A 23170-nucleotide genomic window follows, 5' to 3' on the forward strand; every position below is an offset into this window, starting at 1 on the left:
CCAGATCTGGAAAAACCGGTTGGGTCGATAAGATTAAACAAATTAATCCGGCAGATGATGGAGAGGATTGCCCATTAAAGATATTATCAGCAACGCCGGACCGATATTCGAAATTGGAGACACGTGCGCGTATGCGTCATAACTATGCAGCTTGAGCTTCTGTACGAGCCCCAACCCACTTTTGGATCAGATCCTGCAAATCTTCAACGGAGAAAGGTTTTGCCAGATGCGCTTGCATACCTGCTGCTAAACAGTCGCTAATATCTTGCGCATAGGCATTTGCGGTAAGTGCAATGATCGGTAATTCCGCCGCCGAAACACCATCTTTTCGGATTATTTGCGTGGCTTTCAGGCCGTCGATATATGGCATTTGAATATCCATTAACACCAAATCAAACTGGCTTTTTTTCTCTCGGGCTTGCCCCACCAACGCAACCGCATCAATGCCATTATCCGCTATTTCATAATCATAGCCTAAGTTGGTGAGCATTTCGGAAAGCAGCATTTGATTCACATCATGATCTTCCGCAACCAAGATTTTTGTCTTTTTTCTGCGAATACTAGGAAGCGCCGCCGCAGCATCAGGCTGTTCATCCTGATGATCCAAGCCGCCATGATTAAGTTCCGCACAATTTTCTGCAGGAATTCTGAACGTGAAGACCGAACCATGGAGCAATTCGCTTTCCATGGACATATGACCGCCCATTAACTTAACCAGTTGATTGCTGATCGACAGGCCGAGGCCTGTACCACCATATTTCCGGGCAGTGGATTCATCCGCTTGCCGAAAGGGTTCGAAAATAGCGGCTTGACGTTCACGGGCGATACCTATGCCGGTGTCAGAGACTGAAATCCATAATTCAGAATGCTGATGGTCGGCGGACCCATTCGGCACAGTCGGCAGATATCTGGCTTCCAACTGTACATGTCCATTGTCAGTGAATTTCACGGCATTGGCTAGCAAGTTGAGAATGATTTGGCGCAATCTCAAGCCATCTCCCTTGATCAGTCGGGGAAGTCGGGCGTCGACTTCGGTAATCAATTCGATTTGCTTTGTTTCTGCCGTTGGAGAAATCATTTTCATACAGTTTTGTATAATATGGCGCACGTCGATCGGAGTAGCGTTTATCTCCATCAATCCTGCGTCAACCTTCGATATATCGAGAATATCGTTCAGCAAATTCATCATCACCGAACCGGAATCGGAGATCATTTGAACATATCGTTTTTGCTTTTCGTTGAGATTATCGTCGTTGAGCAGTTGAGTGAACCCGATAACACCGTTCATGGGTGTGCGAATTTCATGACTCATATTAGCGAGAAATTTTGACTTTGCCTCCGTAGCCAGTTCGGCGCGGGCCAACGCATGACTGACTTCCCGTTCCTTTTGGACAAGCTCTTCCGTTTTGATTTTAACTTCGTTGCGAACGTAGGATTCACGCCGGACATGGAAGAAAATTATAAGTACAAACCCGACCGATACCATCATACCGCCCATTAAGATGAATAGCGGCTCCCGACTGGACACACGGGCTTCAAACGCTGGCGTACTTTTCCAGACTACTGTCCATTCTTGCTCCATCATATGAAAAGTGCGTGTAATCGAATAACGTGGAACACGAACTGAATCATCGGCATTGCTACGAAAAATCAAATTAGTAGCATATGGTTTCCTGCCATCATAAACTTCTATATCGAGCGTCTCACCCTGACTGCTTGTCAGATCTTCCATAAAACGTGTTGCGATAAAAGGTGCATAAACCCAGCCGCGAAAGGCAGCACGCCGTTGTTCATCTGTTTTTAGGATATGCCCCTGATGATACGTTGGCCGCATCAGCAAAAATCCGGCGCTTCGGGTCTCATCCTGAACAAGATAAATCCGCTTCGTGATTGTCGCCTTTCCCGTATCTCTCGCGTGATAAGCGGCTTTCCGTCGATTTTTTTCAAATGCTATATCTAATCCGACGGCGGCTCTATTTGCGGCTATCGGTTCAATATAGGAAATGGAAAATATCTCATCGAGATCAGTTTGCGGATGAATGTTGATATTGTCTACACCCCTGTCTTGGGTGGACTGTAAATAGTCATTTATTTCAGAACGCCGAACTGGCTCGACGAAGCCGAGACCATTAATTCCCGGAAGCGTCTCCTTAATATTCAATACGGCAACATAGGCTCTCCATTGCTCAAGAGAAACAGAATCCATAGTGTCAAATATCGCTGCCCCCCCGTCCAAGCTCTGCCGGTAAGAATTTAGCCGGCTCTGCATCGCATAAGCATTGTCAACTGCAAGGGAATCAAACGCCGCCAAGTTACGATCATAGGTGTTGGCATCCGCCATTTTCCAAGCCCAAATAGTAAGTACGAGCAATGCTACCAAGCCCAATAGGCTGGACAACATAATGACCGAATTTACGAGCTTTTCTTTCCTCTGGTTCGAGAGAGCTAAATAAGATGGAATAAAGTTCAAACCGGTTCCTCGGATGACTGTAATTTACGGCATTTTCTGTCGACAATATCCGATATTCTGTCGGCTAGGCATGCCGGCTCAAATGGCTTGGTCATATAGTCCGTCACACCTGCATCATAAGCCTCTACCATATGGTTCCGACCTGTTTGTGCCGTCAACATAATCACCGGTATGGTGGCGGTCGTTGTGCGATTCTGTAATCTGGTGAATACTTCAATACCTTTTAGGCCCGGCATAAGGTTATCGAGAATGATAATATCCGGGCGATCAAGAAGGATCATCTCCAAAGCTTCCGCTCCATCATCTGCAACAACAACTTCGTGGCCACGTTCTTTCAATATATGGGACACCACTTCTCCGATGAGTGCATCGTCGTCCGCTATTAATATTCTCGCCATCCCACATTTCCTTCTTTGGCTTGGCAGTGGGCAAACTGCAAAACCGACATCAATTGCAAAAGTTGAATTGCTCAACCGGTGTCCTTCATCATGGTAACGGTTAAATCGCGCGAAACTTAATCTCGAGGGCGGCCCAATTTCATATATTCAATGAAGTAAAATGGCAGTTCGCAGCAAATTGTTGCGTTCATGCCCAAATCCAAACTCCAAAAAGGAGCGCGCTTAAGAAATGCCGGACTTGGACGTTAACCAATAGGAACGTGTCAGGCCAAAAGGGTAGGCTCGCAATCTCGATCATGAGGAGGAGCAAAAATGAATAGCGAACAAATTAATGGGTCCTCCGATGGTAGGCCTGAAATTTCGGCACCTCCCATACCCAAAGGCCATTTGCTGTTAGTAGAGGATCACGATATCAATCAGATCCTCATAAAGGCGATGACCGAAGAACTCGGATATCATACGGAATTGGCGGTTGATGGAGCGGAAGCGGTTGCATGGATTGATTCCGCGCTATCGGCGAACAGTCCGATTGATCTGGTATTAATGGACCTCCAGATGCCGGTCATGGACGGATTTGAAGCTACGCGCATGATCCGCGCTAGCGGTGTTTCAGAAAAATCCCTGCCCATTGTGGCCATTACTGCAAATGCCGATCAGGCCGATATTGATCGCTGTTTTGCGGCAGGTATGCAAGGTCATATCGCAAAACCCATCATGATGGACATATTGGAAAAGGTTGTTGAGCAGACAATCTCACGAGTGTCGCCCAAAACATCAGAGGCACCTCGACCCGTCAAAAAAAACCAGTTCTCGGATGAATTGAACAACCGATATGCAAATAGGCGCGACCAAGCCATTCGGAGCCTGACGGGTCTTATTCAGGTGGGAACATTTCTAGATCACGAACTGGCAGAAGTCAGCGGTCAATTGCATAAATTAGCGGGCACAGCGGCCATGTTCGGTGAACCGGAGCTCGGTACACAGGCAAAGAAAATTGAAGATGGCATCCGTAGTTGGAGCCGTTCGGAACGGGCTGATAAAATCGCGGACCATGCGGATATTTTATTCTCCATCGCCCAAACGGAAGGATATATCTAATGGCCCGGATAATATATGCTGAAGATGATGATATCATGGGCGAAATTGTTCGGGATACATTGGCCAGCGTCGGGCATGTCGTAGGCCTTGTTGGGACCGGCAAAGCTGCTTTAAAGGCCATAAACATCAAGCAACCTCAACTGGTGATTCTGGACTGTTCTATTCCGGAATTGTCAGGGATTGAGGTATTGCGATCCATTCGCCTTAGTCGTGATTTGTACAATACGCCGGTCCTCATGCTAACCGCGCGAACCAGTGAGAAGGACGTCAGTCTGGCCGCCTATGCCGGCGCTGACGGCTATATTAAGAAACCATTCGATCCAGAATATCTAATTTTCCTTGCGGAATCTTTGCTCAGAGAGGGACGCTCGGGCGGAAATATGAGCCACTGAACTGCCAGTCTACTTACCACACTGCACCTCGAAATTATCAGAGACCGTGCGCCGTAAAGTCTAAATTACAGGAATTCCGACACAATGAACCTAATGACAAAATTGAATGATGAACAGGGTAGGCTGGCAGCTCTTCACCGCTATAATATACTCGATACCGGCCATGAGGAACGATTTGATCGTATAACCAAAGTTGTGGAGATGGCGCTCCGCTGCCCGATAACGGCCATTTCCCTTGTCGATGCTGACCGGCAATGGTTCAAATCGCGGCAAGGCCTAGATGTGGATGAAACTGCACGCGACATTTCATTTTGTACGCACACCATCAAAAATGCAAAGCCCATGATTGTCGAAGATGCGTGGCTGGATTCCCGGTTTAGTAAAAACCCTCTGGTCACTGGTAATCCCAACATACGAAGTTATATAGGCGTACCGCTTTTAACGCCCGGTGGATTCAATATCGGATCACTATGTGCAATCGATACCACCCCCAGAGAGTTTGACGATGAATCCATCGAACTGCTCAGTCAATTGGCTCAGCTAGTCATTCATGAACTGGAACTTCGAAAAAATGCACCTTCATAATACAAAGAACAGCGCCATATAAAACTGAGCAGTCTCATGATTAACGTAGCGTGGCATCCGCCAAATTTTCAGCCCGTTTCAATGCAGCCTTATAATTGCTCTCAAAGAATAGATCGCCCTCGTTATTAATCAAGCCAACGCGGGTGAGCATTTCCAGTGGTTGCGGCCGGACCGCAGACAATATGATTTTGGCACCGGATATTTTCGCCTGCGCGATAAATTCTTCAAGCATCGTGACCCCGCTGGCATCGAGCAAAGGAACCAGCCTCATACGCAAGATAATGACCTTTGGCTTGCGGCCTATTTTGCGCATCGCGTCGAGCAACTCACCTGCAACCCCGAAGAAGACCGGCCCGTTGATACGAAAAACCTCCACGCCTTTCGGAAGATCATCGCGCTGCCCCAGTTCCTCAACATCCGGATCAGCCTCATTTGAACCGTCGGCGCCATTTTGAACGCTGACCGTCTCACTCATCCTTGCCATAAACAGTAGCGATGCAAGCGTCACACCGACACCGATGGCCACGGTTAAATCCACAAACACCGTCAATCCAAATGTCAGCAGCAGAACGGCTCGGTCACTATTGGGCATGCGCAGCAGCGCGATAAACCGGTCAAATTCGCTCATACCCCAAGCGACGACAAATAGAATCGCGGCAAGAGCCGCCATCGGTACATAAGCCATCAAGTCCGTCCCGACCAAAATGAATAGCAGGATAAATATCGCATGCATCATCCCGGCAACCGGTGTCTTTGCGCCAGCCTTGATATTAGTAGCGGTGCGCGCAATCGCGCCAGTGGCGGGCAGTCCACCAAAGAAGGCTGACCCGAGATTGGCGATGCCCTGCCCCATCAGCTCCTGATTGGACCGGTGCCGCGTGCCGATCATGCCATCCGCAACTACAGCTGAAAGCAGTGCCTCGATCCCGGCCAGAAACGCGATCGTGAAAGCGGATGGCAACACCTCAACCGCTTTCGCCCACGACATTTCGGGCAAGGACGGTATGGGAAGTCCAGGAGAAATATCGGGGAAGCGAGTTCCTATCGTATCAACAGGAAGTTTGAGAACCGCCACCATGAGTGATGTGGCAATTATAGCGATCAGGAACCCCGGCATTTTTGGTGCATATTTGCGCAGAGCTATCATGATCGCTAAAGCCCAGACACCAATGCTCATAGTTAAAATATGAGTGGTCGAAATTGCACCGAAATAGGCTTGCCACTTAGGGAGAAATTCCGCCGGGACATTGTCCACTGCCAGTCCGAAAAAATCCTTCACCTGACTGGATGCGATAATCACCGCTATTCCTGCGGTAAAGCCGGTGACAACGGGATGCGGAATATATTTGATCAAGCGGCCAAGCTCAAATAGGCCTGCGGCGATCAGGATAAAACCTGCCATCAGTGTGGCTAGCAGCAACCCGTCATAGCCATGTTGCGCTATGACGTTGAAGATCACGACAACAAAAGCACCGGTTGGGCCGCCAACCTGAACCCGTGATCCCCCATGAACCGAAATGAGAAACCCTGCTATGACTGCTGTAATCAAACCTTTATCGGGAGATGCGCCGCTGGCAATGGCAAGTGCCATCGATAGCGGTAACGCAACAATGGCGACCGTCAGTCCGGCCGTGCTGTCGGCCTTAAAACTGCTTAGGTTATAACCCTCACGCATAGTGGTAATAATTTTCGGTTCAAACTTTTGCACCAATCTAGCCCTCAGTGGCTTTAGGTTCGGCTTGGTCGAACAGAGCAGAACTCACCTGCCCGGAAGATTTTCCTTCCAAATTCTCGCGCAAGCGCACGCCGCGACCACTGCCGGTGCTCGGCGCATTTTCTCCGATGAGTTCAACGCCTTGGCTTTCCAAAGCACCGATCACCTTGACGAGCGTATCAACCACGCCGCGCACCTGTCCGTCAGATGCCTCCATGCGCTGGATTGTCGGGAGTGAAAGCCCGGCAAATTTAGCCAATTGCCGCTGGTCAATTCCCAGCAAAGCTCTTGCAGCTCTCATTTGCTGAGAAGTGATCATATTACAAGGATTGATATATTAAACATCATAAATGATATTTATCATATAATAACTGATCCGTAAACATAAGTCTATTTAATGGAAGAAATGCCCTCATCATCAGAGTAACCATTTGTCGATCCTGCAAAAACATTTACTGATGTCCTATGCGCATATTCACTCTTTTCACCTTCGCCCTATTGCTCCCCGGATGTGGAAGCCAGCCGAGCGCAGACAGCATGCCGGGTCCGGATCAGATTGTCCGGCTATCCGATTCCGAGATCAAGGGCCTTGATCCCCAGAAAATATCCGATCTGGCGTCGCTACGCATTGCCGCTGACCAGTTTGAAGGGTTGACGCGGCTTAATGCCGCCGGCGACGCAGAACCGGGACAGGCAAAAAGCTGGAGCGTTTCCGAAAATGGATTGCATTGGACTTTTCCGCTGCGCGATGAATTACGGTTTTCCGATGGGACAGCGCTTGAGGCGTCAGTGTTTCCGCAAATATGGCAACGCCTTCAGTCTTCCCGAACAGCCTCTCCAACCAAAGCACTATTCGCCAATATCGCAGCGGTAACGGCTTCAGGTCCATATGTCGTTGTGTCGCTGCGCGCGCCGTCGCCCTCACTACCGGTCTTACTCTCCCATCCGGCAATGGCTGCCCTGCCGCTGCACCGCATTGAGAAAATCGGTGACAGATGGACCAGTGAACGGCCGATGGTGTCCAGCGGCCCATATCAATTAGCCACATGGCAGCTTAACGATCATGCGCTGATGACCCGCAATCCCCATTGGCATGACGAACCGGCTCCCACGGCACGGATTATCTGGAAACCCATGGATGACAGCCTGTCAGCGATGCGGCTCATATTGGCAGGCGGGGCCGATATTGCCGCCGATTATCCCGCCAGCCGTCACCAATGGTTGAACGAGAACCATCCGGGTTTGGCTCATAGCATGCCCTATTTGGGCAGCTATTATTTTGCATTTAATACCCGCAGAGCGCCGTTTGACGATGTCAGGGTTCGAACCGCGCTATCGATGGCTGTGGAACGCCGGTGGATAGCGGAAAAAGTGATCGCGACCGGCAATATTCCAGCATGGAATCTGCTACCCGCTGAGATGACCGGCGGCATTAGTGCAAAACCCGCATGGGCAGATTGGCCGCGGGAAAAGCGGCTGGCAACAGCGCGAAAATTGCTCCGTCAGGCTGGTTATGATTCGGCCCATCCCTTAAAATTCGAAATCCGGTTTAACAGTTCCGCCGAACATCGCCGCGTCTCGGTCGCGCTAGCCGCCATGTGGAAGCCGCTATTTGTCGAGGCCAGTCTGTTTAACAGCGAAGCGGCCCTGCATTTTGCAGCGCTAAGGCAGCATGATTTTGCGCTCGCGCGGTCGGGATGGATCGCGGATTTACCAGTGGCGGAGAATTTCCTCACGGTGCATCAGTCGGCCAATGGTGCCGGAAATTATTCGGGCTATGATAATCCCGCCTATGATGCCGTTGTTGCACAGGCTATTGCGACGGCTGATCCAGACAAAAGAAACGCGCTGATGCGCCGCGCCGATGAAATCTTGATAAAGGACATGCCGATATTGCCGCTTTATTTCTATGTAACCCGTTCCCTTGTCGGAAAACGAATTGACGGATGGAAGGATAATATTTCCAATGTGCATCCCAGCTATACTCTGCGTATAAGGCCAAAATGATTCATCGCCGCCGCCCTGTTTTCAAAGCATTTTTTGTCATCGCCACGGCATCGCTATTTTTGTCATCCTGCGGCATGCCTCAAGACGATGATCGCGCGCGCGTTTCGATAATCGACGATGGCGATCCCGCGATAAAGCCGATTGGGATCAATCTAAATTATGCTTCCGCCACCGCCCGTGCCGCCATTGCCAAAGGACTGGTCGGATTTGATGAACAAGGCCGCGTAGTCCCGGCACTCGCCGCACGGTGGATCGTAACGGACGACGGGCTCAGCTATATTTTCCGCCTCCACGAAGCGAAATGGGATGACGGACGGCAAATAACATCAGAACGCGTTGCAAAACTGCTACGCCAACGGATTAAGGAATTGCGCCCCAGCCGTATTGGTGAAGACCTACAGGCGATTGACGAGATAATCTCCATGACAGGCCGCGTGATTGAAATCCGGCTCAAATCACCGCATCCGAATTTTCTGCAGCTCATGGCACAGCCGGAAATGGGTTTATTCCGCGCTAGCCACGGGGCCGGTCCGATGAGCGAAGTGAAAAATGATCGTGCCTATACGCTTGGCATTTTCAATCAGGCCTCACCGGAAAACGGAAATGACAAGGGGGATGCAAAATCCCCGGACAATGAAACAGAGGACGACCCGCGCCTGGTCATGGTGCGCAGCGAAAGCGCCGCAAAAGCACTGGCCCGCTATACCGCAGGCTATACCGATCTGGTCTTGAATGGGCAATTTCACCACCTTCCGCTTGTTGATGAGTCCGGCGTGAGTAGCAATGATTTGAAGCTCAATCCGGTCGCCGGTTTATTCGGGCTGAAATTTCTAAAAGCGAACGGATTTTGGTCCTTACCCAAAAACCGCGAAATATTGTCCATGGCAATTGATCGCCCTGCCCTATTAACGTCCTTTCCCAGCGTAACAGCCTGGCAAAGCCGCCTGAAAATCATCCCCGATGCGTTAAATGTTGCGGGCATTAACGCGCGGCCCAATTGGGCCAGCATGAACATGCAGGCCCGCCAGAAATTTGCGCGTGAGCATGTGAAACGGTGGGTCGCGCTAGAAGGCCCGGTCATGCCTCTGACCATAGCCTTGCCTGATGCCTCGGGGGCAGACATATTGTTCCTACGTATTCGTTCGGATTTGCGCCGCATAGGCTTGGATGCCCGCCAAACGACACTGGATCAGGCTGCGGATGTCCGGTTGATCGATGAAATCGCGCCCTATGACAGCGCCCAATGGTTTCTATCCCGCCTGACCTGCGCCAAAACTCCGGTCTGCCTGAACGATGCCGACGCCAAAATTGCAGAGGGCAATGCCGCGACCAATTTGGAAATCAAGGCTCGGATCTATGCAGAAACCGAGGTTATGATGGTCCAATATTATAGCTATATCCCATTGGCAGTCCCGGTCCGCTGGTCGATCAGTAGGCCCGCCCAGCGCGGCTTTGCGGTCAACGCGCGCGGCTGGCATCCATTGAATTCGCTAGTTGGGATTCCCATATCCTAACCATGTAGGTGCGCAATATAGTAGGAGTGCATATGGCGATTTCGGAAGAACAGCTCAAACGATTGGCCGAACAATTACCCGATGTAAGCCGCGATCCGCAAGCGGTGCGCGCCCGTGTCGAAGCCATGGAAAAGCTGCTGGAGCGCGCCTTTGTTATCCCCGGCATTAATCGACCCATAGGACTCGATTCATTGGTCGGCCTAATCCCTGTCGTCGGTGATATCGCCACCGCACTTATGGGCGCCTATATCGTCTGGGAAGCACGCAATCTGGGCATGTCCAAATGGCAGCTTACCCGCATGGCAACCAATGTCGGGATTGATACCGCTTTGGGCGCGATCCCGTTGGCAGGTGATATATTCGACTTTATCTGGCGCTCGAACAGCCGCAATTTACGGATCATTACCAAGCATCTCGACAAGCATCATCCCGGCACCCGAACGATTGAGGGTTAGCGCCAAAGTTCACACACATCACAGGGTCTTGTGTTCAAATCCCACCGCGAAATTATAATCCAAAATTCACACATGTCACACACCCTCGTTGCGGGCATGGGGTCCATGAAAAGCAAGCCGTATCAATATTTTAGACGGAGAAAGAACAGGGTCGGGATTATCACATATAGCGGTGTGTAGGAAAGCCCACCATCGTCATCCTGAACTTGTTTCAGGATCTGAATAACGATGCCGCGATAGATCCTGAAACAAGTTCAGGATGACGAGGTTATTAGGTGAATCCCGCTACGCCCCTCGCCAGATTTTGACCGGCATGTCATCCCGCACCGCCCTCATATGGTTTGGGCAGCGACGGGGTCGGAAATTTGGCCCCAGACATAGCCGGACTTCTTCCAGCCACCCGCGATGGTTGATCTTCAACCGGATCATATCCGGTCCCAATCCTTCATTTTCAGCCACAAAGGCTTCGCGAAGCGCGCCCGCCGTCAACGGTTTGCGCGATAGCCGGTCCATATCGGGGAATTCCACGGCACCGAACATGATCCGCGAAATCCGGAAATAGGTTTCCGGCCGCTTGGCCATGCAGGTGCCATGTTTCGCCCATTCATTAGACATCAGGCGCGGCGATGGCATCATGCAGAAATTGCGCTTCACTATCGCTGGCGGCAACGCCTTGGTCGCGCTGCACCATTGCGGATAGGCTGTCCCCTGCGCCTCCGGCCAAAGCCCGTGTAATATGAAATCGAAACTGCCATCATCCCCGCTGCATTGGGTTTTATCGCGCTTGCTATCCTTGCGCAGACGGCAAAATTCCGGCGACCAGCTCATCGCCAGCGTATAGCCGGTGATCGGCTTGATCCGGCGCGGCTCATCGGCTGGTTTGGGGGCCGGCGCGGCGGATTTTATCTGGGATGCAGAACCGCACTGATAGGCTTGGGCCTGGGCCACCGATGGTATGAATATAGCCGCAAAGCCTATGGCCGAAATTGTCAAATTGCACAGACTATTGTGCATCAAACCTGCTCAAAGTCCAACCCGATGTCTGCCGCCGGTGCGCTTTGGGTCAAACGGCCAACCGAAATAAAGTCCACGCCAGTATTGGCTTTGTCAAAAATCGTCTCCAGCGTAACGCCGCCTGAAGCCTCTGTCACCACGCGGCCACCGATCAGGGTCACGGCCCCGCGCAAGGTCGCTGGTTTCATATTGTCGAGCAACAAATGGGTCGCCCCTGCCGCCAGTGCCGGTTCGATCTGTTCCACCCGGTCCACTTCAACAATGATTTTTTTAATCCCTGCATCCACGGCGCGCTTGACCGCTTCGCTAATATTGCCGGCGACCGCGACATGATTATCCTTGATCATGGCTGCGTCCCACAGACCCATGCGATGGTTCTGCGCGCCGCCCATGCGCGTGGCATATTTTTCCAGCACACGCAGTCCGGGAATGGTCTTGCGCGTATCGAGCAAAGTGCAGTTCGTACCCTGAATTTTACGGACATATTCATTGGTCATCGTCGCAATGCCGGTCAAATGCTGCACAGTGTTCAGCGCGCTACGTTCTGCCGTCAGCAACGCGCGGCCCTTGCCTTTCAGGCGCATGATATCAGTACCTGCGGTGACCGCTTCACCTTCCTGAACCAAGATTTCGATTTCAACGTTAGGATCGAGCGACCGAAAGAAAGCCTCCGCAATCGGCAATCCCGCGATGACCGCATCATCACGGCTATCCATCACACCGGTGAAGATGGCGTCAACGGGAATTACCGCTTCAGATGTGACATCGCGGCCACCTTCCCCATATGGCGCGCCGAGATCTTCGGCGAGGGTGGATTGCACGAAGGCATTGAGGTCGAAGCGGTCTAGGGTGAAGGTCATTTCGGAGCCTTTTGTCTTCTTGCTATTTTTTCTTCAGCATCGGCAATTGCGGCCTCATCGAACTTCCCTAGGACGGTTGGATAATAGCCACCTCGAACATCGAAAGTGCTGATCTGGTCCGACATCCCGACTGCCTGTGCAACTTTTTCAATGATTACATAATATCTTTCCAAGATTTTTGTGTAGTTTGAAGGACTTTCGCCTGTTGCTTCAATGAAGGATCGGTAAGCATCTCTTACGGGTTTATCCTCCGCAAATGCAACATCGAGTAGGTTCAATGCAGCTAATGCATCTTGATGCACAAGCTGAGAACGACATTTCATTAAGGAGATAAAAACATTAGTCCTGAGTTTTTCACGCTCATTAGCTTTTTCAGATTCTGAACGATAACGATCAGCCCAACGAGCAGCAGCCTTGGGTGCCTTCCATGCTATAATAAGGGCAGAAAAAGCTGCTAGCATTGTCAAGGATGATGCACCAACGGCCAACCAATCTGTCAAAAGTGGTGCGGTGGACGCCGCCATCATCACCCCTTATGCGCCAGATCAGCCGGTCCCAAATCACCCTGCCCCACGGTTGCGCTGGCCATTTCCATCATTTTGTCGATCGACTTGCGGGCCTGCAGGCGGAGCTCTTCGTCCATCTCGATCCGTGGTTCCAGATCGCGCAGGGCGATGTAAAGCTTCTCCATCGTGTTGAGCGCCATATACGGGCAGATATTGCAGTTGCAGTTGCCATCCGCACCGGGGGCGCCGATGAAATTCTTTTCCGGTACCGCTTTTTCCATCTGGTGGATGATATGCGGCTCGGTCGCGATAATGATCGTATCGCCTTCAAATTCCTTAGCATATTTCAGGATCGCGCTGGTCGAACCGACCATGTCCGCGTGATCGAGAATATAGGCCGGACATTCGGGATGAGCGGCCACAGGTGCGCCGGGATGCTGGGTTTGCAGTTTCAACAGCTCAGTCTCGCTAAACGCCTCATGCACGATACAGACACCAGGCCACAGCAACATATCGCGGCCGGTTTTCTTGGCGATATAGCCGCCAAGATGTTTATCCGGTCCAAAGATGATTTTCTGGTCGAGCGGAATTTGCGAAAGAATATGCTCGGCAGATGAACTGGTCACGATGATGTCGCTCAGCGCCTTCACCTCGGCAGAACAGTTAATATAGGTCAGCGCAATATGATCGGGATGTTCGTCGCGGAATGCTTTGAACTTATCAGGCGGGCAACTGTCTTCAAGGCTACAGCCCGCATCCATATCAGGGAGCACGACAATCTTCTCAGGTGACAGGATTTTCGCCGTTTCTGCCATGAATTTCACACCGCAAAAGGCAATCACATCGGCATCGGTTTCCGCCGCCTTTTTGGAAAGCTCCAGACTGTCTCCTACAAAATCCGCAATATCCTGAATTTCCGGTTTCTGGTAATAATGGGCGAGGATGATCGCGTTGCGCTCTTTACGCAGCTTGTTGATTTCCTCAACAATATCCACTCCAGCCAAGCTGCCACCGATTCCACCACGTGCGTCCATTATCTTTTCCTTTAAGTATCTTACTGTCGCTATGCCACGACGCAGCAGCGAAGATCAATCATCGATGCGGAACTTCATAATCCGCGCTGTTACAGCCTGATCCGCATCCATTCCACCCATGATATAGTAATTTTTACCCGACTTTACGAGCCCGCGGTGATCCATGCTCGGCTCCGCGAGCCTACCCTTTTCCTGCCACGCATCGGATTTAAGGTCATAGACAAAAATCCGGTCCGATGGCTTGGCGGGAATCTTATCAAAGCCGATAGCATCATAATTATAGGGATTATCGCCGCCGCCCGCAAAAATCACTTGGCCGCGATCATTATCGCCGATGGCCGCCATCCGGTAAAATGTCTCTCCGGGATGGGGCTTTACGGCGCGCCAACTAATCCGCGCCGGATCGCCGGGATCAATATCACCGCGCCATGCAAAGGGCGCAGCTGCAAATTTACGCCGTCCCTCAACCAGCCCGGCCACGGCAACGCCATCGGTGATGATCATGCTATGATTGGCCAGCCCACCGGCATGGCCAAATACCGGCTTTCCGGGGAATTCGGTCGCCATGCTCCATATATCAAATTGCGTATCATAGAGCTGGACCAGCCCGACATTGGCTTCATCATGCCAGCCGGATACCAGATAGATATAGCGCCCGCGATAGGGCAGCACGACCATGTCATCTACCGGCGTCGGCATATCGGTCAGGCGTTTATAATCCTGTGTTTTGGGATCAAAGACGAACAGCTCAGGCGTAGAAACCTCATCCCCATTTTCCGCCACTGTATAACCGCCGAAGAGATAGATTTTGCCTGCCACGGTCACAGCAGCACTGGCCAAACGCCCTTCGCTTACTGGCACAGGGGCAATTTCTTCGCATTTTTCGGAGCTGATGACACAGGCAAAGGCCGCATTGCTGGTGTCTTGCCAGTTCTTCCCCGATTTCAGACCGTTAAAGCTATAGAGTGTGGGACCATCAGGGCCTTCGGCCAAGGCCACGGCATTATTGCTGATCGGTGCGGGAAGCTCGAAGTCTGCAGTCTTGGAAATGGGTGGTTCCTCGGGTTCCTGCCCGCATGCGCTGATTAGAAGAAACACCATCAGGCCGATCAGACCTTTCGTTTGATTGCCCATCATTCCGTCCCTTGCTTTTCCTTATCCCCCAGCACATCCTTGATCGAACGGGACACATCCCAGCGATCCGCATTGTCCGCGCCGCGCTCAAAATCAAAAAAGGCGTCTACTTTCGCATCCAAACCAGCGGCGCGCAAAGGTAATACAAAGCTGGATTCCACCGCCCGCCGCGCGGCATCGCGGGCCAATCGCATTTGCAACGGGCTTTTCGCCTGCTTTGCCAGTTCCGCAACGCCCTTTTGCCGATTAGCCTGATCCAATGTTTTTTCCGCATCCGTCAGCGCCATTAATATGCCGCCATCATCATAGCTTTGAATGCGATCGATTTGCACCTCTGGGCGGGCAATTTCTATCGGCGGCATCTCGACCGACAGCGTGTTTGTTTTTTCATCCCAACGAACCTTGTCAGCATCCAGCTTGCCCAGATCCACCTCATAACGCACCGATCCTGGCATGATCAGCGTCTTGCGTGCTGTCAGTCCCATACGGGTAACGGTGGTCGTTACCGTCGCATTATAGCTGGCGGAAAAAACCGTCAGGCGGTTTTGCTCGCGCAGCCCGTCAAGGCTGGCGCTGGCAATTGACACAGGGTCCGGGCTGAACCCGCTTTCGAATTTTGAGAGCAGCAACCATGACAACGCGCCCAATAATATCAGCACCCCCGCCATGATGGCCAAGGGAATGGCATAACGGCGGTTCATGCAGATATTTTCCAGATGTCATCATCAACACTGACCAATTTGCGATTCTGAAGGTCGATCAAATGCGCCTTAACCGATTGGCCAGCCGCACCCGTCAAGCGCGGGTCCAGTCCCTTGTACATTTTCGTTACCATTTCCGGAATGGCCGATGCGCCGCTTTCAAGCAGCTTAAGTATCTGGCGCTCGCGCTGTTTGCGGTGGCCCATCATGCCGCGGACCAACTGCTGCGGTTTATCAACTTTTTTTCCATGGGCAGGATAATAGACCTTGTCCTTGCGTTCATAGATTTTTTGCAGACTAGCCATATAGTCGGCCATATCGCCATCCGGCGGAACAATGACACTGGTCGACCATGCCATGACATGGTCACCGGTAAACATGGCACCCGATTCCTGCACCGCGAAACACAGGTGATTGGACGTATGCCCTGGCGTTGCGACTGCCTCTATCGTCCAACCATCGCCGGACAGAATTTCCCCGTCTGTCAGCACCCGGTCGGGATTATATGTTTTATCGAAACTCTCATCCGCACGCGGCCCGTCGTCATTGATGACCAACGGCGCACAGCCGATAATTGGCGCGCCAGTGCGGGCAGCCAGCGGAATAGCCGCAGGGCTATGGTCGCGGTGCGTGTGGGTGCACATGATCGCGGTGATTTTGGCATCACCAACCGCCGCCAATATCGCATCAATATGCTCGTCAATCGCTGGCCCCGGATCGATGACCGCGCGGTCGCTCTTATGGCCGACGACATAAGTCTGTGTACCGGTGAAGGTATAGGGGCTGGGATTGCCGGCGAGCACGCGCATAACCAGCGGTTCTAGCTGTTCTGCAAGGCCGGTCGGGAAGCTATCGGGATCAAAATCTGCATTCATGATCAAGATGTGGCATATCCCGACCATAAAACAACCATGAAAATCGCCAAAAAAAGGGGAGAGGCCTGCAAAACAGACCCCTCCCGATTTGGTGACGATGGTTTTTGGTGGGTTTCAGGTCATGGAAAGCTGATTTTTAGCCTTGATCTTCCCGTCATGCTGAACATCTTTACTATCGCATTTAGCAGCCTCAGCGCGGGCTTGTTCAAGACCTTCACGCGCAACTTTCAAAATGGCCTGTTCGTCAATCTTGACCTCGAATGCCCCGCAGCCTGCAACTACAGCCAAAGTCCGATCTTTCATCGTGCCTTGCCCTGCAAAAGCAATTCCCCTGTTCATAACCACGCAATTGGCGTTCCGGTTTCTGGCTGCGTTAGAATTCCGCGAGATATTCCTCCCACTGGACTCGTTCACGCTGCTAGCAACAGACTTGGAAATAGGTTTGAAAACGATTTGCGAGACACCCCATACCCGGGCGGCCACACTTTTCCCTTCGCGGGCTTCTTGCTGCGCTTCACGGGCAGCTTCAATGGCTTCGCGCTGTGCCTCGCGGGCGTCCTGTTCAGCGTCCCTAATGGCTTGGGCCGCCTCCTGCTGCGCCTCACGGACTTCCTGCCGTGCCTCTTGTAAGGCACGCTCAACTTCCGAACGGGTGTGCCTGTCCAGATGCGAAAGCTCTTTATTTTTCTGTTTCCACTCCCGCTCCGCCTGCTTCAATTCCTGAGCGGCTTCGGCCAGTGCAGCGTGGGCATCCCGGCCATGAAATTTCGTTTCTCGCAGCACTTCGTCCGCTTCGCGGCGTGATTTTTCGGCTTTCTCGACCATAGAGCGAACCTGATCTTTGCTTAACTGTTTATTGGTCCGCAATATCACGGTCCGGCCATTATGTTGGATCTTGTGGACATATTCGTTCCCGCTGGCCCGAACCTGTGCCCAGTTTTTTTCACCGTTCAGCATCGTGATATTCAATGGCTCAGGGGCTACAGGCGGTACCGGTGGAACTGGCGGAATAGGCGCCACAGGAATATTAATATTTTGCCCAGACCCGCCCATTTCGCGCAATTTTTCAGATATTTGCTCATTTTTCAATTTCCGTGGCGACTGGAACTCGAAACTGCGGCCATTATTATCGATCTTATATTTATAACCATCTGCATTTTTTACAGCGACGATAATGCTGCTGCCGCCCTCGCTATTATGATGGTTATTTTGCTGGTATCCGGCAGCACCTGTGACATTGTCACTGTCCACGGCCATCGCACTTTCTTGCGGAGTTGCTGAGACTTCCTCGGCATAGGTCACCGTCGCGGTTAACGGTAATGCCACCACCGTGCTGGCACCGACCATCAATGCGCCGACCCGCTTGCGAAAAGTGGACTTTTCCTTTTGACCCAGCATTTTCAGCCGATCCTTAATCTTGTTCTTTTGGTTGAGCGGACTGGCCAAACCAAGCTGATGACCAGACACGGATTTAGCAATGGTGCGCCCATATATAGCCCGCAATTCACGGCCACTATTTTGCAAAACGCGCGCATCACAGGCGGTTTCCTGATCTTGACGAAAGGCTATCCACGCATACCATGCAACCGGATTAAACCAGTGGAGCGAAAGTACCAACAGACCGACAAAATTCGCGGCGAGATCACCGGATTCATGATGGGAAATTTCATGCTCCAGCGCCAGCTCCCTCTCCCGCGGGGCATAATCGCGGGAGAAATTGGTCGGGACGGCAATATATTTTTCGAAAATTCCGAAAGCCAAAGGTCCGCTAACAGCAGCCGTTTCAAGAATCTTTATCCGCCCATGGCGGCCAACCAACTGGCCATCAGAGACTATATCTTCGCGAAACTGAAAATAGGCGGCCAACTTGCTGATAAACAACAGGCCTGCGCCGCCGATCCAGATAACCAGCGCAATCATAGCCCAGTCGATAGAGGCAAGAGCACTGACGGCGTCGGTCTGACCCGGTGAAATCATTGCGATTTCAGACAATAGCGGTGTGGTGGCAGTAGCAGCAGCTTCGCCAACATCAACGGGCGGCGGTGCTTGTAACGTCAATGTCGGCATGAACAACCGCGCGAGCGGCAAAGCCCAAAGCAGATAGGCGATATGTGCCCCAAAAAAATTGCTGACCGGTTTCCGGATTATCAGTACCAATGCCATGAGCAAGCTCATCGACACCATCGTATCTATCGTCCAGTTGATCATCCCTTCAACTCCCTCAATAGCTCCTCGATTTCCCGGATATCATCGTCGGTCAGCTGATCCGCTTCGGCCAGATGCGCAACAAGAGGCGTTACTTTTCCGCCGAAAAGACGATCGACAAATTTGCGGGAAACACCCGCCAGATAGGTATCGCGCTCTACCAATGGTGAATATAGGAACCGTCGACCTTCGCGTTCCGTGCCGATTACGGCCTTTGCAGCGAGACGGGATAACAGGGTTTTGACAGTTTGCAGCGACCAGCCTTTTGCATCGGCAACGCGGTCGGCCACTTCCGTAGCGGTGAGCGGTGCTTTTTGCCAAAGCACTTCCATAATCTCATGTTCGGCATCGCTGATACGTTCGACCATATCCCGTTTCTCCCTATATAACGCAATGAGACTCGCTACTGACTACATCTGTAGTTTCTTTAGCCGAATTTGTAAATGTAAAATTGGATTTCTGCGATGAGTGGTGAAAAGTCTTGAATCTGGATACGAACCAGAGCGCATCTGCCTTTATGTCGAAAAATCTTACAATTCCGAAAAAGTTAACGCATCTTTAACCATCTAAGTGCTTATAATATCAATCTCGATGGAAACTGGCACGCGCGGTGCAAGGTTATCTATGTTCCTATGTTTCACACCCATGAAACGCCAATGAGAGGGACAGCGTACTGGTCTCCGCAGTCCCCTCTCATTAAAGATTTTAGACTACTTACACTGATACCCAAATCATAACGGCTCGGATCTCCTAATCCGGGCCGTTTTTGATTCTTCTGATTGGTTGGTGGAACATTATGGCTCTGTAACCATTATCTAAAGACAGGAAACAGATGGGGCAGAAAAAGTGGCGGAAGAACAAAATAGCAAAATTGATTTGGCTGAGAACCGCACCGATCTAGCCAAAAGCCGCACCGATTGGGCCGAAGACCGCACAGTTCTAGCCAATGAACGGACATTCGCCGGGTGGATGCGAACCGGTTTAGCTGCGGTCGGCATCGGTCTGGGGTTTAACGCCCTGTTCGGAAAGCTTCAGCCCTTTTGGCTGCCCAGAGCGATTGCCAGCCTGTTCATTCTGATCGGTATCTTCATTTTTTACATGGCACAGCGCAACGGCTGCCGCGTGCAAAGACGGATGAGCGCACATGATGCCAAACCCATGAAGGGCATGAACCTGCAACTCATCGCCGGTGCCATGGCGACTGGCAGCATCTGTCTTGCCATTGGTATGTGGTTGATCGAAATGCCTGACAATTAAGTCAGGCCAATCCCGCTAAAAAAGCGGCTCAGCTTTCTGCTGGTGCAACCTTTTTCTCGGCCATTAATTCGCCTAATTCGCCAGCTTCATACATTTCCATCATGATGTCGCTACCGCCAACAAATTCGCCTTTGACATAAAGCTGGGGGATGGTGGGCCATTCGGAAAATTCCTTAATGCCCTGACGCACTTCCATGTCCTGAAGGACATCGACGGATTCAAAGCCGACGCCCAGATGTTCCAATATCGCAACCGCTTTGCTGGAAAATCCGCATTGCGGAAAAAGCGGCGTGCCCTTCATGAACAATACGACATCACTGGATTGGACCATGGTATCAATTTTTGCATTTACGGCGTCATTCATCTTCATTCTCCTTTTGGGGTGCAGGCTGCAATCCGGCCTAGCCGGGCACTCCAGTAGTCAGCTGCAACGCGTGCAGCTCTCCACCCATTTTACCTTTGAGAGCCGCATAGACGGCCTGATGTTGTTTGACCCGGTTCATACCAGCAAATGCCGGTGCCAACACTTTGGCCGCATAATGATCCCCGTCACCGGCAAGATCCTGAATTTCGACCATCGCGTCCGGAAAGGCTTCCAATATCATTGCCTTAATGTCGTCACTCGCCATTGGCATTGTATATGTTCCTATGTAGCTGTTTCAATAAACTGGCGCCGCGCTTCGACCATTTTGTCGGTTAGCGCGGTGCGAATACCAGCATCGTCAATCTCGACCCCAGCAGAGGTTAAATCACCAAGCAGCTTGCGAATAACATCTTCATCGCCAGCTTCTTCAAAGTCCGCCTGCACGACCGATTTCGCGTAGGCGTCGGTTTCTTCCGACGTCAGATTCATTTTCTCTGCAGCCCACTCGCCTAGCAAACGATTGCGGCGAGCGGTAATTTTGAACTGAAGTTCTTCATCATGTGCGAATTTCGCTTCAAATGCTTTTTCGCGATCATCAAAACCACTCATAATATTTCCTTATCGGCATTGATCCCCTGTTGGATCATATTTCATAGAAATAGGTACTGGTTGCATGTCCAGCAAGGGCCAATTCCCTTTAGTCTGCAACTTTCACGACCAATTTGCCCATCGCACCGCGATCTGCCATTTTTTGAATCGCTTTTCCGGCGTCCGCAAAGTCAAAAACTTCTGACACACGTGGTTTGATCATACCCTGTCCCCAAAGCTTGAACAGCCGGTTCACGTGCGACCGATTGCCTGCTGGATCGCGCGCAGCGTAAGCGCCCAAGAAAACTCCACAAACGTCACATGATTTGAGCAATGTCAGGTTCAGCGGCAATTTCGCGATTCCAGCTGGGAAACCAACCACCAGGAAACGACCTTCCCAAGCAATGGACCGAACAGCAGGTTCACTATAGTCGCCGCCAACCGCATCATAAATAATATCCGCGCCATCGGGGCCTACGGCTGCTTTAAACTGCGCTGCCAGAGCTTTGGACTCATCTTTGTCAAAAGGCGCGCGGCCATAAACGACGGTTTCGTCAGCACCAGCGGCTTTGGCAAATTCTGCTTTCTCTTCGGACGAGACAGCAGCGACAACACGCGCACCAAAGGCTTTGCCCAGTTCAACCGCAGCGATGCCAACGCCGCCAGATGCGCCAAGCACCAATAGTGTATCGCCTTCTTTGATATGACCCCGATCAACCAGAGCGTGAATAGACGTGCCGTAAGTCATCAAGAGAGCAGACGCGTCTTCAAAACTGACGGAATCGGGAATTTTAAAAACGCTGTTATAATCAGCTGCAACTTTCTCAACCAAACCGCCATGGCCGGTGGCGGAAGCTACACGGTCACCAACTTTCAAGCCGGTAACGCCTTTGCCTACCTCTGCGATAACACCGGAAACCTCGCTGCCGGGAGCGAAAGGCCGGGGCGGTTTAAACTGATAGAGATCCTGAATGATCAGGACATCAGGATAGTTGATCGCACATGCTTTTACATCGATGACCACCTGCCCCTCGCCAGCAACCGGATTATCAACCTCCAGCATTTCCAGGCTATCAGGGCCACCCACTTTTGTGGACATTAATGCTTTCATAATTTCATCCTCTTTCCTGTAATCTCGTCAGCTCTGCTCAGGCAGCAACTGGTCTAAGCCAAGCTTGTTCAGCATCGACCCTGTTTTCATGAGTTTTTATGGCGTCCGACTTTGCCATTGTCAGGTCTATTTCATCTAGACCGTTCATCAGACATTGTTGCCGAAACGGGTCCATCTCGAAAGTGAAGCGATCCTGAAATGGTGTGGTGACACTCATGCTTTCCATATCAATGGTGATCGGATCGGTTTTTGCAACTTCCATCAAACGATCAACTGCTTCTTGTGGCAGCGGGATCGCCAACAACCCATTTTTAAACGCGTTACTGGAGAATATGTCCGAAAAACTCGGTGCAATAATCGCTTTTATGCCCATGTCATCCAGCGCCCAAGCGGCATGTTCACGGCTTGACCCACATCCGAAATTATCGCCCGCGATAAGGATGGACGCGCCAGCATATTCGGGATCGTCAAAAATATTACCTTCTTGCTTGCGAATAGTTTCAAATGCGCCCTCGCCCAAGCCTTCGCGTGAAATGGTTTTTAGCCATGCCGCGGGAATAATCACATCGGTATCGATATTTTTCCGGCCAAAGGGAATCGCGCGGCCTTCCACTTTGCTAACAGGTTTCATTCTGCGCCCTCTTCATCTGCATCATCGACGGGTTCATTTTCATAGCGGGTACCCGGCTTTGGTTTTGGTGTCTTAAATTCATCCAATGTGCGCATTTTATGACGACCGGCATAAATAAGCGCCGCAGCCAAAGCCGCCGAACCGACAGCAGCGCCCACTTTGACACCAGTCGACCATTTGTCGTTCTTTTCGCCAGCGTCAATATGGTCTGTGCCTTTATCCTCAGGCCCTTTTTTATCGTCTGTCATATCTAAATC

26 protein-coding genes are annotated in these 23170 nt (G+C 51.4%); 7 read left to right on the top strand and 19 right to left on the bottom strand.

What is annotated here, in order from left to right:
• Positions 1-142: 142 nt before the first annotated feature.
• Together V7676_RS13180 and V7676_RS13185 are read right to left on the bottom strand one after the other, a co-directional pair.
• Positions 143-2470 carry a CHASE domain-containing protein gene (locus V7676_RS13180; protein ID WP_335660163.1) on the bottom strand — a complete coding sequence of 776 codons (2328 nt, stop codon included), beginning with the start codon at positions 2468-2470 and terminating at the stop codon, positions 143-145.
• Positions 2467-2868, bottom strand: coding sequence for a response regulator (locus tag V7676_RS13185; RefSeq protein WP_335660164.1), 402 nt, complete (start codon positions 2866-2868; stop codon positions 2467-2469). The genes V7676_RS13180 and V7676_RS13185 overlap by 4 nt, the downstream gene beginning before the upstream one ends.
• A 312-nt stretch (positions 2869-3180) precedes the next feature.
• On the opposite strand from V7676_RS13185, the gene V7676_RS13190 reads away from it, so the two are divergent.
• The 3 genes from V7676_RS13190 to V7676_RS13200 all read left to right on the top strand — a co-directional run bounded on the left by V7676_RS13190 (position 3181) and on the right by V7676_RS13200 (position 4943).
• The gene (locus V7676_RS13190; RefSeq protein ID WP_335660165.1) at positions 3181-3966 is read left to right on the top strand and encodes a response regulator; all 786 of its coding nucleotides are present in this window, start codon (positions 3181-3183) and stop codon (positions 3964-3966) included.
• Complete coding sequence (locus tag V7676_RS13195) at positions 3966-4358, top strand: response regulator transcription factor (RefSeq protein ID WP_335660166.1); 393 nt, start codon at positions 3966-3968, stop codon at positions 4356-4358. The genes V7676_RS13190 and V7676_RS13195 overlap by 1 nt, the downstream gene beginning before the upstream one ends.
• Before the next feature lie 84 nt (positions 4359-4442).
• A complete protein-coding gene (locus V7676_RS13200) occupies positions 4443-4943 on the top strand; it encodes a GAF domain-containing protein (protein ID WP_335660167.1) in 501 nt (166 codons plus the stop codon).
• 40 nt (positions 4944-4983) lie between these two features.
• Here the strand turns inward: V7676_RS13200 and V7676_RS13205 are convergent, their stop codons facing one another.
• Together V7676_RS13205 and V7676_RS13210 are read right to left on the bottom strand one after the other, a co-directional pair.
• Positions 4984-6651: a SulP family inorganic anion transporter gene (locus tag V7676_RS13205; protein ID WP_335660168.1), complete on the bottom strand. Its 1668-nt coding sequence runs from the start codon at positions 6649-6651 to the stop codon at positions 4984-4986.
• A gap of 4 nt (positions 6652-6655) precedes the next feature.
• Positions 6656-6976 carry a helix-turn-helix domain-containing protein gene (locus tag V7676_RS13210; RefSeq protein ID WP_335660169.1) on the bottom strand — a complete coding sequence of 107 codons (321 nt, stop codon included), beginning with the start codon at positions 6974-6976 and terminating at the stop codon, positions 6656-6658.
• A 218-nt stretch (positions 6977-7194) separates the two neighbouring features.
• On the opposite strand from V7676_RS13210, the gene V7676_RS13215 reads away from it, so the two are divergent.
• From V7676_RS13215 to V7676_RS13225, 3 genes are read left to right on the top strand one after another with little or no spacing between them, the layout of a single operon-like run.
• The gene (locus V7676_RS13215) at positions 7195-8664 is read left to right on the top strand and encodes a peptide ABC transporter substrate-binding protein (RefSeq protein WP_335660170.1); all 1470 of its coding nucleotides are present in this window, start codon (positions 7195-7197) and stop codon (positions 8662-8664) included.
• The gene (locus V7676_RS13220) at positions 8661-10178 is read left to right on the top strand and encodes an ABC transporter substrate-binding protein (protein ID WP_335660171.1); all 1518 of its coding nucleotides are present in this window, start codon (positions 8661-8663) and stop codon (positions 10176-10178) included. Before V7676_RS13215 ends, V7676_RS13220 begins: the two co-directional genes overlap by 4 nt.
• A gap of 32 nt (positions 10179-10210) precedes the next feature.
• A complete protein-coding gene (locus V7676_RS13225; RefSeq protein WP_335660172.1) occupies positions 10211-10633 on the top strand; it encodes a DUF4112 domain-containing protein in 423 nt (140 codons plus the stop codon).
• A gap of 285 nt (positions 10634-10918) precedes the next feature.
• Here the strand turns inward: V7676_RS13225 and V7676_RS13230 are convergent, their stop codons facing one another.
• From V7676_RS13230 to V7676_RS13270, 9 genes are all read right to left on the bottom strand, one after another.
• On the bottom strand, positions 10919-11647 hold the full coding sequence (locus tag V7676_RS13230) for a ribonuclease T2 family protein (RefSeq protein WP_335660173.1): 729 nt from the start codon (positions 11645-11647) through the stop codon (positions 10919-10921).
• The gene (nadC, locus tag V7676_RS13235; RefSeq protein WP_335660174.1) at positions 11647-12507 is read right to left on the bottom strand and encodes a carboxylating nicotinate-nucleotide diphosphorylase; all 861 of its coding nucleotides are present in this window, start codon (positions 12505-12507) and stop codon (positions 11647-11649) included. The genes V7676_RS13230 and nadC overlap by 1 nt, the downstream gene beginning before the upstream one ends.
• Complete coding sequence (locus V7676_RS13240) at positions 12504-13034, bottom strand: DUF6680 family protein (protein ID WP_335660175.1); 531 nt, start codon at positions 13032-13034, stop codon at positions 12504-12506. Before V7676_RS13240 ends, nadC begins: the two co-directional genes overlap by 4 nt.
• Entirely contained in the window at positions 13034-14047 is a 1014-nt protein-coding gene (gene nadA / locus V7676_RS13245) for a quinolinate synthase NadA (RefSeq protein ID WP_335660176.1), read from the bottom strand. Before nadA ends, V7676_RS13240 begins: the two co-directional genes overlap by 1 nt.
• 54 nt (positions 14048-14101) lie before the next feature.
• A complete protein-coding gene (locus V7676_RS13250; protein WP_335660177.1) occupies positions 14102-15184 on the bottom strand; it encodes a Kelch repeat-containing protein in 1083 nt (360 codons plus the stop codon).
• Positions 15181-15882 carry a DUF4230 domain-containing protein gene (locus V7676_RS13255; protein WP_335660178.1) on the bottom strand — a complete coding sequence of 234 codons (702 nt, stop codon included), beginning with the start codon at positions 15880-15882 and terminating at the stop codon, positions 15181-15183. Before V7676_RS13255 ends, V7676_RS13250 begins: the two co-directional genes overlap by 4 nt.
• Positions 15879-16757, bottom strand: a complete 879-nt coding sequence (locus V7676_RS13260; RefSeq protein WP_335660274.1) for an MBL fold metallo-hydrolase — start codon at positions 16755-16757, stop codon at positions 15879-15881. Before V7676_RS13260 ends, V7676_RS13255 begins: the two co-directional genes overlap by 4 nt.
• A 114-nt stretch (positions 16758-16871) precedes the next feature.
• Entirely contained in the window at positions 16872-18965 is a 2094-nt protein-coding gene (locus V7676_RS13265) for a M56 family metallopeptidase (protein WP_335660179.1), read from the bottom strand.
• On the bottom strand, positions 18962-19330 hold the full coding sequence (locus V7676_RS13270) for a BlaI/MecI/CopY family transcriptional regulator (RefSeq protein WP_335660180.1): 369 nt from the start codon (positions 19328-19330) through the stop codon (positions 18962-18964). Before V7676_RS13270 ends, V7676_RS13265 begins: the two co-directional genes overlap by 4 nt.
• A 478-nt stretch (positions 19331-19808) precedes the next feature.
• Between V7676_RS13270 and V7676_RS13275 the strand changes: the two genes are divergently transcribed.
• Positions 19809-20219, top strand: a complete 411-nt coding sequence (locus V7676_RS13275) for a YidH family protein (protein ID WP_335660181.1) — start codon at positions 19809-19811, stop codon at positions 20217-20219.
• Between the two features lie 28 nt (positions 20220-20247).
• Here V7676_RS13275 and grxD read toward each other — a convergent pair whose 3' ends face one another.
• The 6 genes from grxD to V7676_RS13305 all read right to left on the bottom strand — a co-directional run bounded on the left by grxD (position 20248) and on the right by V7676_RS13305 (position 23161).
• The gene (gene grxD, locus V7676_RS13280) at positions 20248-20583 is read right to left on the bottom strand and encodes a Grx4 family monothiol glutaredoxin (protein WP_335660182.1); all 336 of its coding nucleotides are present in this window, start codon (positions 20581-20583) and stop codon (positions 20248-20250) included.
• 37 nt (positions 20584-20620) lie between these two features.
• On the bottom strand, positions 20621-20854 hold the full coding sequence (locus V7676_RS13285) for a BolA family transcriptional regulator (RefSeq protein WP_335660183.1): 234 nt from the start codon (positions 20852-20854) through the stop codon (positions 20621-20623).
• Positions 20855-20865: 11 nt separating this feature from the next.
• Positions 20866-21192, bottom strand: a complete 327-nt coding sequence (locus V7676_RS13290) for a DUF1476 domain-containing protein (protein ID WP_335660184.1) — start codon at positions 21190-21192, stop codon at positions 20866-20868.
• Positions 21193-21280: 88 nt separating this feature from the next.
• The gene (locus V7676_RS13295) at positions 21281-22282 is read right to left on the bottom strand and encodes an NADPH:quinone oxidoreductase family protein (protein WP_335660185.1); all 1002 of its coding nucleotides are present in this window, start codon (positions 22280-22282) and stop codon (positions 21281-21283) included.
• Between the two features lie 37 nt (positions 22283-22319).
• A complete protein-coding gene (gene leuD, locus V7676_RS13300) occupies positions 22320-22913 on the bottom strand; it encodes a 3-isopropylmalate dehydratase small subunit (protein ID WP_335660186.1) in 594 nt (197 codons plus the stop codon).
• The gene (locus V7676_RS13305; protein ID WP_335660187.1) at positions 22910-23161 is read right to left on the bottom strand and encodes a hypothetical protein; all 252 of its coding nucleotides are present in this window, start codon (positions 23159-23161) and stop codon (positions 22910-22912) included. Before V7676_RS13305 ends, leuD begins: the two co-directional genes overlap by 4 nt.
• Positions 23162-23170: the final 9 nt, after the last annotated feature.

It is taken from the genome of Parasphingorhabdus sp. (genome assembly GCF_036963805.1).
GTDB lineage: Bacteria > Pseudomonadota > Alphaproteobacteria > Sphingomonadales > Sphingomonadaceae > Parasphingorhabdus.